Origin of the sequence: Serratia sp. JUb9 (assembly GCF_014298095.1) — a bacterium.
In the GTDB taxonomy this organism is placed as follows: domain Bacteria; phylum Pseudomonadota; class Gammaproteobacteria; order Enterobacterales; family Enterobacteriaceae; genus Serratia_B; species Serratia_B rhizosphaerae.
This window is the reverse complement of sequence record NZ_CP060416.1, coordinates 4,548,086-4,563,312: the sequence shown is the minus strand read 5'-3', so window position 1 is coordinate 4,563,312 and position 15,227 is coordinate 4,548,086. Positions and strand designations below refer to the sequence as shown.

13 protein-coding genes and 2 tRNA genes are annotated in these 15,227 nt (G+C 56.3%); 11 read left to right on the top strand and 4 right to left on the bottom strand.

Features of this window, described 5'->3' with window-relative positions:
- Positions 1-22: 22 nt before the first annotated feature.
- From pmrB to dacB, 3 genes are read right to left on the bottom strand one after another with little or no spacing between them, the layout of a single operon-like run.
- Entirely contained in the window at positions 23-1,087 is a 1,065-nt protein-coding gene (pmrB, locus tag HF675_RS21540; protein ID WP_105229519.1) for a two-component system sensor histidine kinase PmrB, read from the bottom strand.
- On the bottom strand, positions 1,084-1,746 hold the full coding sequence (pmrA, locus tag HF675_RS21535) for a two-component system response regulator PmrA (protein WP_105229520.1): 663 nt from the start codon (positions 1,744-1,746) through the stop codon (positions 1,084-1,086). The genes pmrB and pmrA overlap by 4 nt, the downstream gene beginning before the upstream one ends.
- A 25-nt stretch (positions 1,747-1,771) precedes the next feature.
- The gene (gene dacB, locus HF675_RS21530) at positions 1,772-3,205 is read right to left on the bottom strand and encodes a serine-type D-Ala-D-Ala carboxypeptidase (RefSeq protein WP_105229521.1); all 1,434 of its coding nucleotides are present in this window, start codon (positions 3,203-3,205) and stop codon (positions 1,772-1,774) included.
- A 256-nt stretch (positions 3,206-3,461) separates the two neighbouring features.
- Here dacB and greA point away from each other — a divergent pair, with 256 nt between their 5' ends.
- Complete coding sequence (greA, locus tag HF675_RS21525) at positions 3,462-3,938, top strand: transcription elongation factor GreA (protein ID WP_061321556.1); 477 nt, start codon at positions 3,462-3,464, stop codon at positions 3,936-3,938.
- 114 nt (positions 3,939-4,052) lie between these two features.
- On the opposite strand, the gene yhbY is transcribed toward greA, so the two are convergent.
- The gene (yhbY, locus tag HF675_RS21520) at positions 4,053-4,346 is read right to left on the bottom strand and encodes a ribosome assembly RNA-binding protein YhbY (protein ID WP_105229522.1); all 294 of its coding nucleotides are present in this window, start codon (positions 4,344-4,346) and stop codon (positions 4,053-4,055) included.
- 141 nt (positions 4,347-4,487) lie between these two features.
- Here yhbY and rlmE point away from each other — a divergent pair, with 141 nt between their 5' ends.
- The 10 genes from rlmE (at position 4,488) to infB (ending at position 15,224) form a co-directional block, all read left to right on the top strand.
- A complete protein-coding gene (rlmE, locus tag HF675_RS21515) occupies positions 4,488-5,117 on the top strand; it encodes a 23S rRNA (uridine(2552)-2'-O)-methyltransferase RlmE (RefSeq protein ID WP_015670607.1) in 630 nt (209 codons plus the stop codon).
- A 56-nt stretch (positions 5,118-5,173) separates the two neighbouring features.
- Positions 5,174-7,105, top strand: coding sequence for an ATP-dependent zinc metalloprotease FtsH (gene ftsH / locus HF675_RS21510; protein WP_105229523.1), 1,932 nt, complete (start codon positions 5,174-5,176; stop codon positions 7,103-7,105).
- A gap of 166 nt (positions 7,106-7,271) precedes the next feature.
- Positions 7,272-8,108, top strand: a complete 837-nt coding sequence (folP, locus tag HF675_RS21505) for a dihydropteroate synthase (protein ID WP_105229524.1) — start codon at positions 7,272-7,274, stop codon at positions 8,106-8,108.
- Positions 8,109-8,112: 4 nt separating this feature from the next.
- The gene (glmM, locus tag HF675_RS21500; protein WP_105229525.1) at positions 8,113-9,450 is read left to right on the top strand and encodes a phosphoglucosamine mutase; all 1,338 of its coding nucleotides are present in this window, start codon (positions 8,113-8,115) and stop codon (positions 9,448-9,450) included.
- Positions 9,451-9,687: 237 nt separating this feature from the next.
- A complete protein-coding gene (gene secG, locus HF675_RS21495) occupies positions 9,688-10,023 on the top strand; it encodes a preprotein translocase subunit SecG (RefSeq protein WP_015670611.1) in 336 nt (111 codons plus the stop codon).
- A gap of 68 nt (positions 10,024-10,091) precedes the next feature.
- Positions 10,092-10,178, top strand: a tRNA-Leu gene (locus tag HF675_RS21490).
- 60 nt (positions 10,179-10,238) lie between these two features.
- A tRNA-Met gene (locus HF675_RS21485) sits at positions 10,239-10,315 on the top strand.
- Positions 10,316-10,533: 218 nt separating this feature from the next.
- Positions 10,534-10,986, top strand: a complete 453-nt coding sequence (gene rimP / locus HF675_RS21480; protein ID WP_145961162.1) for a ribosome maturation factor RimP — start codon at positions 10,534-10,536, stop codon at positions 10,984-10,986.
- Between the two features lie 21 nt (positions 10,987-11,007).
- Positions 11,008-12,513 (top strand): transcription termination factor NusA, encoded by a 1,506-nt coding sequence (gene nusA / locus HF675_RS21475; RefSeq protein WP_105229527.1) that lies wholly within the window; start codon positions 11,008-11,010, stop codon positions 12,511-12,513.
- Between the two features lie 23 nt (positions 12,514-12,536).
- Positions 12,537-15,224: a translation initiation factor IF-2 gene (gene infB / locus HF675_RS21470; RefSeq protein WP_105229528.1), complete on the top strand. Its 2,688-nt coding sequence runs from the start codon at positions 12,537-12,539 to the stop codon at positions 15,222-15,224.
- Positions 15,225-15,227: the final 3 nt, after the last annotated feature.

The following is a 15,227-nucleotide window of genomic DNA, read 5'->3' as shown; positions in this document are numbered from 1 at the left end:
GGCCCCGCACTGCGGGGCTTTTTTATGGCTTCAGCGGGTTGGCGGGCAGCCAGCAGCGCGCGTTAAGGCCGCTGGCGTTATGGCGGTTTTTCAGCGCCAGTCGCCCTTGGTGCAGCTGGATGATGCGGATGACGATATTTAGCCCCAATCCGCTGCCGCCATAGCGCTGGTCCATTCTTCTGAAGGCCTGGGTTAGCTCTCCGGCCATCTCTTGCTTAATGCCCGGCCCTTCATCGATCACCTGCAGCTGATGGCCGCCGTTTTGCGCGTCGAGGCGGATTTGGATGGCGCTGTCCGGCGGGCTATAGCGATGGGCATTTTCCACCAGATTTCGCAGCAACAGGCGAAGTAATACCGGATCGCCATGAGTGACGGCCTCCACCGGCAGTTGCCACGTCAGCTGCTGATTGCGTTGTTGCGCCAGTTCTGTCAGTTCTTCGCGCAGTGGCGTCATCACGTCCGCGACCCAGTCGAAACGTTGATAGTGGCCGCCGGCAAACTTCTGCCCGGCGCGCGACAGCATCAGCAATTGTTCTACGGTATGCATCAGTTGGTCGATGCGCGCGATCAGCGGCGTACTTTCCCGCACCCCCTGCTGCTCCATCAGTTCCAGATGCAGCCGGATGCCGGCCAGCGGCGTACGCAGTTCGTGGGCCGCGTCGGCGGTAAACAACCGCTCCTGCTGAATGGTGTTATCGAGCCGCGAGAAGAGTTGATTGAGCGCGGTGGTGACCGCCATCACTTCCCGGCTGTCGTTATTGACCGGCAGCGGTGACAGGTTGTCGGCGGAACGCTTTTCCAGCCGGTTTTGCAACTGATTAAGCGGGCGGATAATCCAGCTGATGGCCCAGAACGAGGCGATCAACGTGACAATCATCATAATCAGCGACGGCGCCAATAATGAGGCGATCGCTTCGGCGATTTCACCGTCGACCTTTTCGGTGCGCACCTGGGCCGACAGGGTTTCATCGACCAGAAAACCGATCTGTTCCCGGCTTTCGTGCCATAGCCACAGCGCGCTGATCAATTGGGTGACCAGCAGAATAAGCGCCAGCATCAGCAACAGGCGACGCCGCATGCTGATCATGGCAACGGCTCCAGACGGTAGCCGATGCCGCGTACCGTGCGGATACGATCCTTGCCCAGCTTGCGGCGCAGGTTATGGACGTGCACTTCGAGCGTATTGGAGCCGAGATCGTCGTTCCAGGCGTATAAATCCTGTTGCAGCAGTTCACGGTTGACCGTCTGGCCAGCGCGCATAATCAGCCGCGACAGAAGGGCAAACTCTTTTGGCGTGATGTCGATAGGCTGCTGTTGCAGGTAAACCTGCTGGCTGGAGAGATTGAGCGTGAGATCGTCCTGCTGTAGCAGGTTGTCGCTGTGGCCCTGATAGCGGCGGATGAGCGCCCTGACGCGAGCCTGCAGCTCAATCAGCGCAAAGGGTTTGATCAGATAGTCATCGGCGCCGGCGTCCAGCCCGTCGACGCGGTCTTCCAGCGCATCGCGGGCGGTGAGAATCAACACCGGCAAGTCCAGTTGCCGGCGGCGCCATTGCCGCAGCAAGGCGCCGCCGTCCACGTCGGGCAGGCCGAGATCGAGGATGACCATGCTGTACTGACTGGTGTCGATCAGCGTATTGGCCTGCGCCGCCGTCAGGGCGCAATCGCAGGCGTAACCTTCGGCAGCCAGCGCCATGGCCAGCCCCTGTTGCAATAGCTCATCGTCTTCGACAATCAATAGCTTCACGTCGGGGCTCCCAGGGCGTGGTTACTCAGTTATTCTGATAAATATCCCGATATAGCCGGCTTTCGAAACGTACCAGCGGTATCCGGCGCTGGCGCTGATCTTCCGGTGGTACGGCGTAGCCTGACAGATACTGCACAAACGCCATACGCTGGCCGCTGGCGGTGGTGATAAAGCCGGCCAGATTGTAAACGCCCTGCAGCGCCCCGGTTTTCGCCGAGACTTTGCCGTCCACGCCGGCCTCATGCAGCCCGCCGCGGTAGCGCAGCGTGCCGTCGTAGCCGGCGAGCGGCAGCATCGAGATGAAATTCAGCTCGCTGTCATGCTGGGCGATATATTGCAGCGCCTGCATCATGGTCGCCGGCGCCAGCAGATTGTGGCGCGACAGGCCGGAACCATCCACCACGATGCTGTTGCCCAGATCGACTCCGGCTTTCTGACGTAGCACCTGACGCACCGCGTCGGCGCCGGCGCGCCAGGTGCCCGGCACGCCGAAGCGCTCGTGGCCGATGGTGCGGAAGACGGTATCGGCGATCATATTGTCGGATTTTTTCAGCATCACTTTCAGCAGATCATGCAGCGGCGCTGATTGGGTACGGGCGATCACCGTGCCGCTCATGCCCGGCTGTGTCTGGCGCTTCAGGTGGCCGTCAATCTGGATGCCGGCCTGGGTCAGTTCATCTTTCAGAATAGCGCCGGCGTAGCTGGCCCCGTCCTGAATGGCGAACGCCAGCGGCAGCGGCTCGCTGCGCTGCGTCAGGCAGCCGGTGAGGGTAAAGCGGTTCAACTCGCCCGGCACCACGTCCAGCTCGCAGTATTGGGCATCCGGCGAACCTTTGGCCAGCGTACGCACCTGGCTGAACATGTTAACCGGATAATAGGAGGCGACGCGGATAAAGGCGATATCGCCCGGCTTGGCCGCGCTGTACAGCGACACCGAGAAGCAGTTGCGATCGACAATCGCCGCCGCCGGTGGGGCGCTGAAGCACTGCGTCATATCGTTCCACGGCCAGCCGGGCGCCTTGTCGTGGCTGGCGAATACCGAAGTATCGACCAGCACGTCGCCGCTAATCTGTTTTACGCCCTGTTTCTTCAGTTCGGCGACCATATTGCGCAGGTTCTGGCGTTTAAAGGTCGGGTCGCCGCCGAAGCGTGCGATCAGATTGCCCTGCAGTACGCCATCGTTAATCTTACCCTGGCTTTCCAGCGTGGTGGTAAAGCGGTAGTCTGGGCCGAGCTGTAACAGGGCCGCCAGCGCGGTCAGCACCTTCTGGGTGCTGGCGGGCAACGCCATCTGCTGCGCGTGGTAATCAATCGTCGGCGTGCTGGCGCCGATTTTTTGCACCATCAGGGCAAGGTTGGCTCCATCAGGCAAATATTGTGTGTAATCTTCGACCGGGGCGGCATTTACATTCAAAACAAATGCGCACGCCAATGCACTGACAATTCGTGAAAAACGCATAATCTCTGGCTAACTGCTGGGTAACGTGCCGTCATACTACGGCGCATTCAGGGAAAAAGTAAACGATGACCCTCAAGGAACTCTACGCTAAAATGCGTATCAAAATGCAAAATCGATCCTGACTTGGAAGAATTTTCCGGGTTAGGGTTCTTTTGTTTGTCGCCTGGAGGCGGCTGGCGATAGCCATCCGTGTTTTCATACGAATACGTCAGGATGACGGCTATTTGAACAGGAAAGATTTAGAGGTATTGAAATTATGCAACAGATTCCGATGACCCTGTTTGGCGCTGAAAAATTGCGCGAAGAACTGGAATATTTGAAAAGCGTTCGCCGTCCGAAAATCATTGCGGACATCGCGGAAGCGCGTGAACACGGCGACTTGAAAGAAAACGCGGAGTACCATGCGGCGCGTGAGCAGCAGGGTTTCTGTGAAGGACGTATTCAGGAAATTGAAGCTAAGCTGTCGAACGCGCAGGTGATCGACGTAACCAAAATGCCGAACAACGGCCGGGTGATTTTCGGCGCGACGGTATCGGTGCTGAACCTGGATACCGAGGATGAGGTGACCTACCGCATCGTGGGTGACGACGAGGCCGATTTCAAGAAAAATCTGATTTCGGTGAATTCCCCGATGGCGCGTGGTTTAATCGGTAAAGAACAAGACGACGTGGTGGTGATTAAGACACCGGGCGGCGATGTGGAATATGAAATCCTGAAGGTGGAATACCTCTGATCGACAGCGTTTGCTCAGAAGTTAATCAGGTTTTTGTAAAGAAAGGAAAAAGGCCGCGTGGCGGCCTTTTATCAGGTGCAGGTGCATGGCACCTTTTCGTTAAAATGACGACACTTAACGCGGTAGACTGATCTTGCGCTCTTCTGAAGGGCGGTAAAGAATAAGGGTATTACCGATAATTTGTACGTTGCAGGCATTTGTTTCACGCACGATAGCGTCAGCGATCAAGGCTTTGGTTTCGCGATCTTCCGTTGCGATTTTCACTTTGATCAGCTCATGATGCGTCAGCGCCTGATCAATTTCAGCCAGCACCCCTTCGGTGAGACCGTTATTGCCCAGCATGACGACCGGTTTTAACGGATGCGCCAAGCCTTTCAGGTGCTGTTTTTGTTTATTATTCAGATTCATTGTCTTTTTTGCTTAAGTTGGGATTGAAAACGGTACATTCTACCGCCATCTCATGGGTATCACCAAATCGGTCTTGCACCGTGATGGCAATATGAGCAGCGAACTTGGCATAAGTCTCTTTTTAGGATAGTTGGAAACTCGATGACAGGTAAAAAGCGTTCGGCCAGTTCTAGCCGCTGGCTTCAGGAACACTTTAGCGACAAATATGTGCAGCAGGCGCAGAAAAAAGGGCTGCGCTCGCGCGCCTGGTTTAAACTGGATGAAATACAGCAGAGCGACAAGCTGTTTAAACCGGGTATGACGGTTGTTGATTTGGGGGCGGCGCCAGGCGGCTGGTCGCAGTATGTTGTTACCCAGATCGGCGGTTCTGGGCGAATTATCGCCTGTGATATTTTACCGATGGATCCTATCGTCGGCGTTGATTTCCTCCAGGGAGATTTTCGTGATGAACTGGTGCTGAAGGCGCTGCTGGATCGCGTAGGTGAAAAGAAGGTTCAGGTGGTCATGTCCGATATGGCCCCGAATATGAGTGGCAACCCGGCGGTCGATATTCCAAGATCGATGTATCTGGTGGAATTAGCACTGGAAATGTGTCGTGATGTCCTCGCACCAGGCGGAAGTTTCCTGGTGAAGGTGTTCCAGGGAGATGGCTTTGACGAGTACCTACGGGAAATTCGCTCCCTGTTTACGAAGGTTAAGATTCGTAAGCCAGACGCTTCGCGCGCTCGTTCGCGTGAAGTGTACATTGTAGCGACAGGGCGCAAACTGTAGTACCCTAACGCTGTTTGTTAACACAGTTGTAATATGAGGTTAATCCCTTGAGTGACATGGCGAAAAACCTAATTCTCTGGCTGGTCATCGCAGTTGTGCTGATGTCCGTATTCCAGAGCTTTGGGCCCAGCGAGTCGAATGGCCGTAGGGTGGATTACTCTACCTTCATGTCCGAACTGACCCAGGATCAGGTTCGCGAAGCGCGAATTAACGGACGTGAGATCAACGTTACCAAGAAAGATAGTAACCGATACACGACTTATATCCCCGTCAACGATCCTAAGCTGTTGGATACGTTATTGACGAAGAATGTGAAAGTTGTCGGTGAACCGCCGGAAGAGCCGAGTTTGCTGGCTTCTATCTTTATTTCATGGTTCCCGATGCTGTTGCTGATCGGGGTCTGGATCTTCTTTATGCGGCAAATGCAGGGCGGCGGCGGCAAGGGCGCGATGTCCTTTGGCAAGAGCAAAGCCCGTATGCTGACTGAAGATCAGATCAAAACCACCTTTGCCGACGTCGCCGGCTGCGACGAAGCAAAAGAAGAAGTGAGCGAACTGGTTGAATACCTGCGCGAACCGAGCCGTTTCCAGAAGCTGGGCGGCAAGATTCCGAAAGGCGTGCTGATGGTCGGCCCGCCGGGTACCGGTAAGACGCTGCTGGCGAAAGCCATTGCCGGCGAGGCGAAAGTGCCGTTCTTTACCATTTCCGGTTCCGACTTCGTGGAAATGTTTGTCGGCGTGGGTGCGTCCCGCGTACGTGATATGTTCGAACAGGCGAAAAAAGCCGCTCCGTGCATCATCTTTATCGATGAAATCGACGCCGTCGGCCGCCAGCGTGGCGCCGGTCTGGGTGGCGGTCACGATGAACGTGAGCAGACGCTGAACCAGATGCTGGTTGAGATGGACGGCTTTGAAGGCAACGAAGGCATCATCGTCATCGCTGCGACCAACCGTCCGGACGTGCTTGACCCGGCGCTGCTGCGTCCAGGCCGTTTCGACCGTCAGGTAGTGGTTGGTCTGCCGGATGTGCGTGGTCGTGAGCAGATTCTGAAGGTGCATATGCGCCGCGTGCCGCTGGCAGCCGATATCGACGCCTCCGTCATTGCACGTGGTACACCGGGCTTCTCCGGTGCGGATTTGGCTAACCTGGTCAACGAAGCTGCGCTGTTTGCCGCCCGTAGCAACAAACGTGTGGTGTCGATGGTTGAGTTCGAAAAGGCCAAAGACAAAATCATGATGGGTGCGGAACGTCGCTCCATGGTAATGACCGAAGCGCAGAAAGAGTCGACCGCATATCACGAAGCCGGCCACGCCATTATCGGCCGTCTGGTGCCGGAACACGATCCGGTTCACAAGGTGACGATTATTCCGCGCGGCCGTGCGCTTGGCGTAACTTTCTTCCTGCCTGAGGGCGATGCCATCAGCGCCAGCCGTCAGAAACTGGAGAGCCAAATCTCCACGCTGTACGGCGGCCGTCTGGCGGAAGAGATTATTTACGGTGCCGAGCATGTTTCTACCGGCGCATCGAACGACATTAAAGTGGCGACCTCTATCGCACGCAACATGGTGACCCAATGGGGCTTCTCCGAGAAGCTGGGGCCGCTGCTGTATGCGGAAGAAGAGGGCGAAGTGTTCCTGGGCCGCTCTGTGGCCAAGGCGAAACATATGTCTGACGAAACGGCGCGTATTATCGACCAGGAAGTGAAATCCCTGATTGAACGTAACTACACGCGCGCCCGTACGCTGTTGATGGAAAACATGGATATCCTTCATTCAATGAAGGATGCCCTGATGAAGTATGAAACCATCGACGCGCCGCAGATCGACGATCTGATGAACCGTAAGGACGTCCGTCCGCCGGCAGGCTGGGACGATCCGAACAAAGGCAGCAACTCCGACAACGGCGGCACTCCAAAGGCCCCGACGCCGGTTGATGAGCCGCGGACGCCAAATCCAGGCAATCCTCTGTCTGAACAGCTCGACAAGTAACATCGACTGTGTAATAACATCAAACCCCGGCATGCCGGGGTTTTTTTATGCCCGTCATCTGCGGTGCGGCCGTATACCGGCCACCGCCAGGCCGCCGTATCAGACGGTCAGGCCTTTTTGCCCGCCCGGCAGTGAAATCAGCAACAGACAGTAAGGTGGAATCTTCATGCAATTAACCGTGCGCGACATGGCTTTCGATCTCTCCCATCCTCGGGTGATGGGCATTCTCAATGTGACTCCGGACTCGTTTTCCGACGGAGGACGGCATAATTCGCTGAATGACGCCCTGCTGCATGCCCACGCGCTGATTTCCGCCGGCGCCACCATGATCGACGTTGGCGGTGAGTCGACCCGTCCCGGCGCGGCGGAGGTGAGCGAAGAGGAGGAGATCGAGCGGGTGGTGCCGGTGGTGGAAGCGATTGCCCGGCGTTTTGAGGTGTTTATTTCGGTCGATACCTCCAAGCCCGGAGTCATTCGCGAGTCGGCTAACGCCGGCGCGCATCTGATCAATGATGTACGCTCGCTGCAGGAGCCTGGCGCGCTGGAGGCGGCGGCGGCCAGCGGGTTGCCGGTATGCCTGATGCATATGCAGGGCGAGCCGCGTACCATGCAACAGGCGCCGCACTATGAGGATTTAATGGGCGAGGTCAACGCCTTTTTCCAGCAGCATATTGCACGCTGTACTGCGGCGGGCATAGCAAAACAGAAATTGTTGCTCGACCCGGGCTTCGGTTTCGGTAAGAATTTAGCGCATAATTATCAGCTTCTGGCCCGATTGTCGGAATTTCATCATTTCGGCCTGCCGCTGCTGGTTGGCATGTCGCGTAAATCGATGATTGGACAACTGCTGAACGTACCGCCGGAACAGCGGACGATCGGCAGCGTTGCCTGTGCGGTAATTGCCGCGATGCAGGGCGCACAGATCGTCAGAGTGCATGATGTTAAAGAAACCGTCGAGGCGATGCGCGTCGTCGAGGCAACACTTTCAGCTAAGGGACAGTAGAGACATGAGCGAGCGTAAATATTTTGGTACCGACGGCATTCGTGGGAAGGTCGGCGACAGCCCGATTACTCCGGATTTCGTCCTTAAGCTCGGCTGGGCTGCGGGTAAAGTGCTGGCGCGCCATGGATCACGCAAAATTATTATCGGCAAAGACACCCGCATTTCCGGCTATATGCTGGAGTCGGCGCTGGAGGCCGGTTTGGCAGCCGCAGGGCTTTCCGCTTCTTTTACCGGCCCGATGCCGACGCCGGCAGTCGCCTATCTGACGCGCACCTTCCGCGCCGAGGCCGGCATTGTGATCTCCGCATCGCATAACCCGTATTACGACAATGGCATCAAATTCTTCTCCATCGACGGCGCCAAACTGCCGGACAACGTGGAAGAAGCGATCGAAGCGGAGATGGAAAAGCCGCTGACCTGCGTAGAGTCCGCCGAACTGGGTAAAGCCAGCCGTATTATTGATGCCGCCGGGCGCTATATCGAATTTTGTAAGGGCACCTTCCCAAGCGAATTAAGCCTGAAGGGCCTGAAGATCGTCGTTGACTGCGCCAACGGGGCGACTTATCACATCGCGCCGAGCGTGTTGCGCGAGCTGGGTGCCAAGGTGATTGCCATCGGCTGCGAGCCGGACGGTATGAACATCAACGAGAAATGCGGGGCGACCGACGTTCGCCAGCTGCAAGAGCGTGTACTGGCGGAGAAAGCCCATGTGGGGCTGGCGTTTGACGGCGACGGTGACCGGGTGATGATGGTGGATCACTTGGGCAACAAGGTGGACGGCGATCAGATCCTGTACATCATCGCGCGTGAAGGGCTGCGCCAGGGGCAACTGCGCGGCGGGGCGGTCGGCACGCTGATGAGCAACATGGGGCTGGAGCTGGCGCTGAAGCAGTTGGGTATTCCATTTGCCCGCGCCAAAGTCGGCGACCGCTACGTGCTGGAAAAACTGCAGGAGCTGGGCTGGCGCATCGGCGCTGAAAACTCCGGCCATGTGATCCTGCTGGATAAAACCACCACTGGCGACGGCATTGTGGCCGGCTTACAGGTGCTGACCGCCATGGTGCGAAACAGCATGAGCCTGCACGATCTGTGCAGCGGCATGCAGCTGCTGCCGCAGGTGCTGGTCAATGTGCGCTTTGCCGGCGAACATAATCCGCTGGAATCGGAAGCCGTCGTCAGCGTTACCAAAAGCGTGGAGGCGGAACTGAACGGCCGCGGCCGCGTATTGCTGCGCAAATCCGGTACGGAACCGCTGATCCGCGTGATGGTGGAAGGCGAGGACGAAAAACAGGTGACCGAGCTGGCGAACCGCATCGCCGACGCGGTGAAATCTGCAGGTTAAAACAGGTGGTTAACGCCCAAACGTGCAGTTTGGGTGTGTAAATTGCGTCGGGTTGCTGTTTTTTTCCGCAATCGCGCCGGTGGCGGTAAATTGCCCTTGCGCGCTGTGGCGCCTTTGGTTAGTATTCACACCCGCTTCAGTAGGCGGTTTTACATAACGTCTGCGACTTCTGACTAGAAGCCTATGGGGCGAGAAGCATTTGGCACGCGGTGATGCCGCAAGGATACGGGTACGACTATGTACGAAGCTCTTCTGGTAATTTTCCTGCTGGTTTCGATCGGGCTTGTTGCTATGATCATGCTGCAGCAAGGTAAAGGCGCTGATATGGGAGCCTCATTCGGAGCAGGTGCGTCTGGCACATTGTTCGGTTCGAGTGGTTCCGGTAACTTCATGACCCGCATGACGGCTGTGCTGGCGACGCTGTTTTTCGTCATCAGTCTGATTCTGGGCAACCTGAGCAGCAACCAGAGCAAAAAAGGCAGCGAGTGGGAAAACCTCGGTCAGCCGGTGAAAACCGAGCAGACAACCGCGCCGGCGGCACCAGCCAAGCCGAGCAGCGATATCCCGCAGTAAGCAGCAGCAAAGTTTTAAACGGTGGTTGATGTCAGACATCAACGGCCGTAGCAGTAAAAAGAATCAGTACCGAGGTGGTGGAATTGGTAGACACGCTACCTTGAGGTGGTAGTGCCCTAACGGGCTTGTGGGTTCGAGTCCCATCCTCGGTACCAAATCCCAGAGATAACTTGCAATTTTGCGATTATCAGCGTAGTATTTGCCACGATTTCGGACGCGGGGTGGAGCAGCCTGGTAGCTCGTCGGGCTCATAACCCGAAGGTCGTCGGTTCAAATCCGGCCCCCGCAACCACTTTCCTTTGAAGTGTTTATTTTCAAATACACTATTTCGATTGAATCCGCTTTTCTCGAACAACATTTGAAAATGACACTTGTCAGAAAGTTGTACCGAAGCCGCAGTGCGGCAAACAGGGTCCAGTTGCATAAAGCCCCGATTTTTCGGGGTTTTTTGTTATTTGGCAACAGAATCACTGGGCTATTTAGCCCTTTTTTTATGTCTTGGGGGTGGGCTTGTCCACATTAGAGCAAAAATTAACAGAGATGCTTTCGGCACCGGTAGAGGCGTTGGGCTTTGAGCTTGTAGGCATTGAATTTATTCGTGCGCGCCAATCTACGCTCCGCATCTATATTGATAGTGAAGACGGCATCAATGTTGATGATTGTGCTGATGTCAGCCACCAGGTCAGCGCGGTGCTGGACGTTGAAGATCCGATCACCGTCGCTTACAACTTGGAAGTCTCCTCTCCTGGCCTTGATCGCCCGATGTTCACCGCAGAGCACTACACGCGTTTCCTCGGTGAAGAAGTCAGCATGGTGCTGCGCATGGCGGTACAGAACCGCCGCAAATGGCAGGGCATCATCAAGTCCGTCGATGGCGAGATGATCACGGTTACTGTGGATGGGAAAGATGAAGTGTTCGCGCTGAGCAATATTCAGAAAGCGAATCTGGTACCCCACTTTTAAAGTTTGGATGAGGCAACTAGGATGAATAAAGAGATTCTGGCTGTTGTTGAAGCAGTTTCCAATGAGAAATCCCTTCCGCGTGAGAAGATTTTTGAAGCGTTGGAAACCGCATTAGCCACCGCAACCAAGAAAAAATACGAGCAGGAAATCGACGTTCGCGTTAGCATCGATCGCAGAACTGGCGACTTCGACACCTTCCGCCGTTGGGTTGCCGTAGAAGAAGTGACCCAGCCTACGCGTGAAATCACGCTGGAAGCTGCGCAGTTTGAAGATCCGAGCATCGAGCTGGGCGGTTTTATCGAAGATCAGATCGAATCTGTCACCTTTGACCGCATCACCACCCAAACCGCGAAGCAGGTTATCGTCCAGAAGGTGCGTGAAGCTGAACGTGCGATGGTGGTCGACGCATTCCGCGGGCACGAAGGTGAAATCATCACCGGCGTGGTGAAAAAAGTAAACCGCGACAACATTTCTCTGGATATCAAAGCCTCTGATGGCAGCGGTACCAGTGCGGAAGCCGTGATCCTGCGTGAAGATATGCTGCCGCGTGAGAACTTCCGTCCGGGCGACCGCATCCGCGGCGTACTGTATGCGGTGCGTCCAGAAGCGCGCGGCGCGCAGCTGTTCGTCAGCCGTTCTCGTCCAGAGATGCTGATTGAACTGTTCCGCATCGAAGTGCCGGAAATCGGTGAAGAAGTGATTGAAATTAAAGCGGCAGCCCGCGATCCGGGTTCCCGTGCGAAAATTGCCGTGAAAACCAATGACAAGCGTATCGACCCGGTCGGCGCCTGCGTGGGGATGCGCGGCGCTCGCGTTCAGGCCGTATCGAGCGAACTGGGCGGCGAGCGTATTGATATTGTGCTGTGGGACGATAATCCTGCGCAGTTCGTGATCAACGCCATGGCGCCGGCAGACGTTGCCTCTATCGTGGTGGACGAAGACAAGCACACTATGGATATTGCCGTTGAAGCCAGCAATCTGGCACAGGCGATCGGCCGTAACGGCCAAAACGTGCGTTTGGCTTCTCAGCTCAGCGGCTGGGAACTGAACGTGATGACGGCGGACGATCTGCAGGCCAAGCACCAGGCCGAGGCTCATGCCGCCATTGATACCTTCACCAAGTATCTTGATATCGACGAAGAGTTCGCCACCGTACTGGTCGAAGAAGGCTTCTCAACGCTTGAAGAATTGGCGTATGTGCCAATCAATGAGCTGCTGGAAATCGACGGTCTGGATGAAGATACGGTTGAAGCGTTGCGCGATCGCGCCAAAGCTGCATTGACCACGCTGGCACTGGCTCAGGAAGAAAGCCTGGGTGACCAGAAGCCTGCTGAAGACCTGCTCAACCTGCCAGGGCTTGAGCGCAGCATGGCCTTTAAACTGGCCGCGCGTGGGGTTTGTACGCTGGAAGATCTTGCCGAGCAGGGTGTTGACGATCTGGCTGATATTGAAGGGCTTGACGATGAGCAAGCCGGCGAGCTGATCATGGCCGCCCGTAATATCTGTTGGTTTGGCGACAACGCGTAATAACTGTAGCAGGAAGGAACAGCATGACGACAGATGTAACCGTAAAATCGCTGGCAGCAGAGATTCAGACTCCGGTTGATCGCCTGGTACAGCAGTTTGCTGATGCAGGGATCAACAAGTCGGAAACCGACTCTGTTACCCAGCAAGAGAAAGAAACCTTATTGGCGCACCTGAACCGTGAGCACGGCAGCGCGCCGGGTAAACTGACGCTGCAGCGTAAAACGCGCAGCACCTTGAATATTCCGAGCACCGGCGGTAAGAGTAAATCGGTGCAAATTGAGGTCCGCAAGAAACGCACTTATGTAAATCGCGATACGCAAGAAGCCCAACAGGCGGAAGCGGCAGAGCAGGCACAGCGTGAAGCGGAAGAGCAGGCACGGCGCGAAGCAGAAGAGCTCGCTAAACGCGAAGCAGAAGCGAAGCGCGCAGCCGAAGAGCAAGCCAAACGTGAGGCCGCTGAAAAAGCTAAGCGTGATGCAGCGGAAAAAGAAAAAGTGACCAATCAACAAACCGACGAAATGACCAAGCCAGCTCAGGCTGAAAAAGCGCGCCGCGAAGCCGAAGCCGCAGAACTGAAGCGTAAAGCCGAAGAAGAAGTGCGCCGCAAGGTGGAAGAAGAAGCCAAGCGCGTCGCTGAAGAAGCGCGCCGCATGGCGGAAGAAAATGGCGAGAAGTGGGCAGCGGCTGAAAAATCCACTGAGTCTGAAACTGCAGACTACCACGTGACCACCTCTCAGCATGCGCGTGCCGCAGAAGATGAGAACGACGCCAAAGTTGAAGGCGATCGCCGCACCCGCACCCGCGGCGGCAAATCCGCCAAACAGAAGAAAGGCAGCAAGCTGTCCGAATCCAAAGCGGATCGCGAAGAAGCACGCGCCGTTACCCGTGGTGGCAAAGGCCGTCGTAAGCCAAGCACCCTGCAGCAGGGCTTCAACAAGCCGGCTCAGGTGGTTAACCGTGACGTCGTTATCGGCGAAACCATCACCGTGGCCGAACTGGCCAACAAGATGGCGGTGAAAGGCTCTCAGGTTATCAAAACCATGATGAAGCTGGGCGCGATGGCGACCATCAACCAGGTTATCGATCAGGAAACCGCACAGCTGGTTGCCGAAGAGATGGGCCACAAGGTTATCCTGCGTCGTGAGAACGAGCTGGAAGAAGCGCTGATGAGCGATCGCGATACCGGTGCAGCAGCAGCTGAACCGCGTGCGCCGGTTGTGACCATCATGGGTCACGTTGACCACGGTAAAACCTCCCTGCTGGACTACATCCGTTCCACTAAAGTGGCATCGGGCGAAGCGGGCGGCATTACCCAGCACATCGGTGCTTACCACGTTGAAACCGATAACGGCATGATCACCTTCCTGGATACCCCGGGCCACGCCGCATTTACCTCAATGCGTGCTCGCGGTGCTCAGGCGACCGATATCGTGGTTCTGGTGGTTGCAGCGGACGACGGCGTGATGCCACAGACCATCGAAGCTATCCAGCACGCGAAAGCGGCCAAGGTACCGTTGGTTGTTGCGGTCAACAAAATTGACAAGCCGGAAGCCGATCCGGATCGCGTGAAGAACGAACTGTCCCAGTACGGCGTGATGCCAGAAGAGTGGGGCGGTGAAGCACAGTTCGTCCACGTCTCTGCGAAAGCAGGCACCGGCATCGACGAGCTGCTGGACGCTATCCTGCTGCAGTCTGAAGTTCTCGAACTGAAAGCGGTGCGCACCGGTATGGCGAGCGGCGTGGTTATCGAGTCCTTCCTGGATAAAGGCCGTGGCCCGGTAGCGACCGTCCTGGTTCAGGAAGGTACGCTGAACAAAGGCGATATCGTACTGTGCGGCTTCGAATACGGCCGTGTGCGTGCGATGCGCGACGAACTGGGTCGTGAAGTGACCTCGGCCGGCCCATCCATTCCGGTGGAAATCCTGGGTCTGTCCAGCGTTCCGGCGGCAGGTGATGAAGCGACCGTAGTGCGTGACGAGAAGAAAGCGCGTGAAGTGGCGCTGTATCGTCAGGGCAAATTCCGCGAAGTCAAACTGGCGCGTCAGCAGAAATCCAAACTGGAAAACATGTTCTCCAACATGACCGACGGTGAGGTTTCCGAGCTGAACATCGTACTGAAGTCCGACGTACAGGGCTCTTGCGAAGCGATCAGCGATGCGTTGCTGAAGCTGTCCACCGACGAAGTGAAGGTGAAGATTGTCGGCTCCGGCGTAGGTGGTATCACCGAAACCGACGCCACGCTGGCCGCGGCATCCAACGCCATCATCCTGGGCTTCAACGTCCGTGCCGACGCTTCTGCGCGCCGCGTGATTGAAGCAGAAAGCCTGGATCTGCGTTACTACTCCGTCATCTATAGCCTGATTGACGAAGTTAAGCAGGCGATGAGCGGCATGCTGGCTCCTGAATACAAACAGCAGATTATCGGCTTGGCCGAAGTGCGTGACGTGTTCAAATCACCGAAATTCGGCGCTATCGCTGGCTGTATGGTTACCGAAGGCAACATCAAGCGTCACAACCCAATCCGCGTACTGCGCGACAACGTGGTTATCTATGAAGGCGAGCTGGAATCCCTGCGCCGCTTCAAGGATGACGTTAACGAAGTCCGTAACGGTATGGAATGTGGTATCGGCGTGAAGAACTACAACGACGTGCGCGTTGGCGACATGATCGAAGTCTTCGAAATCATCGAGATCCAGCGCACCATCGATTAACGG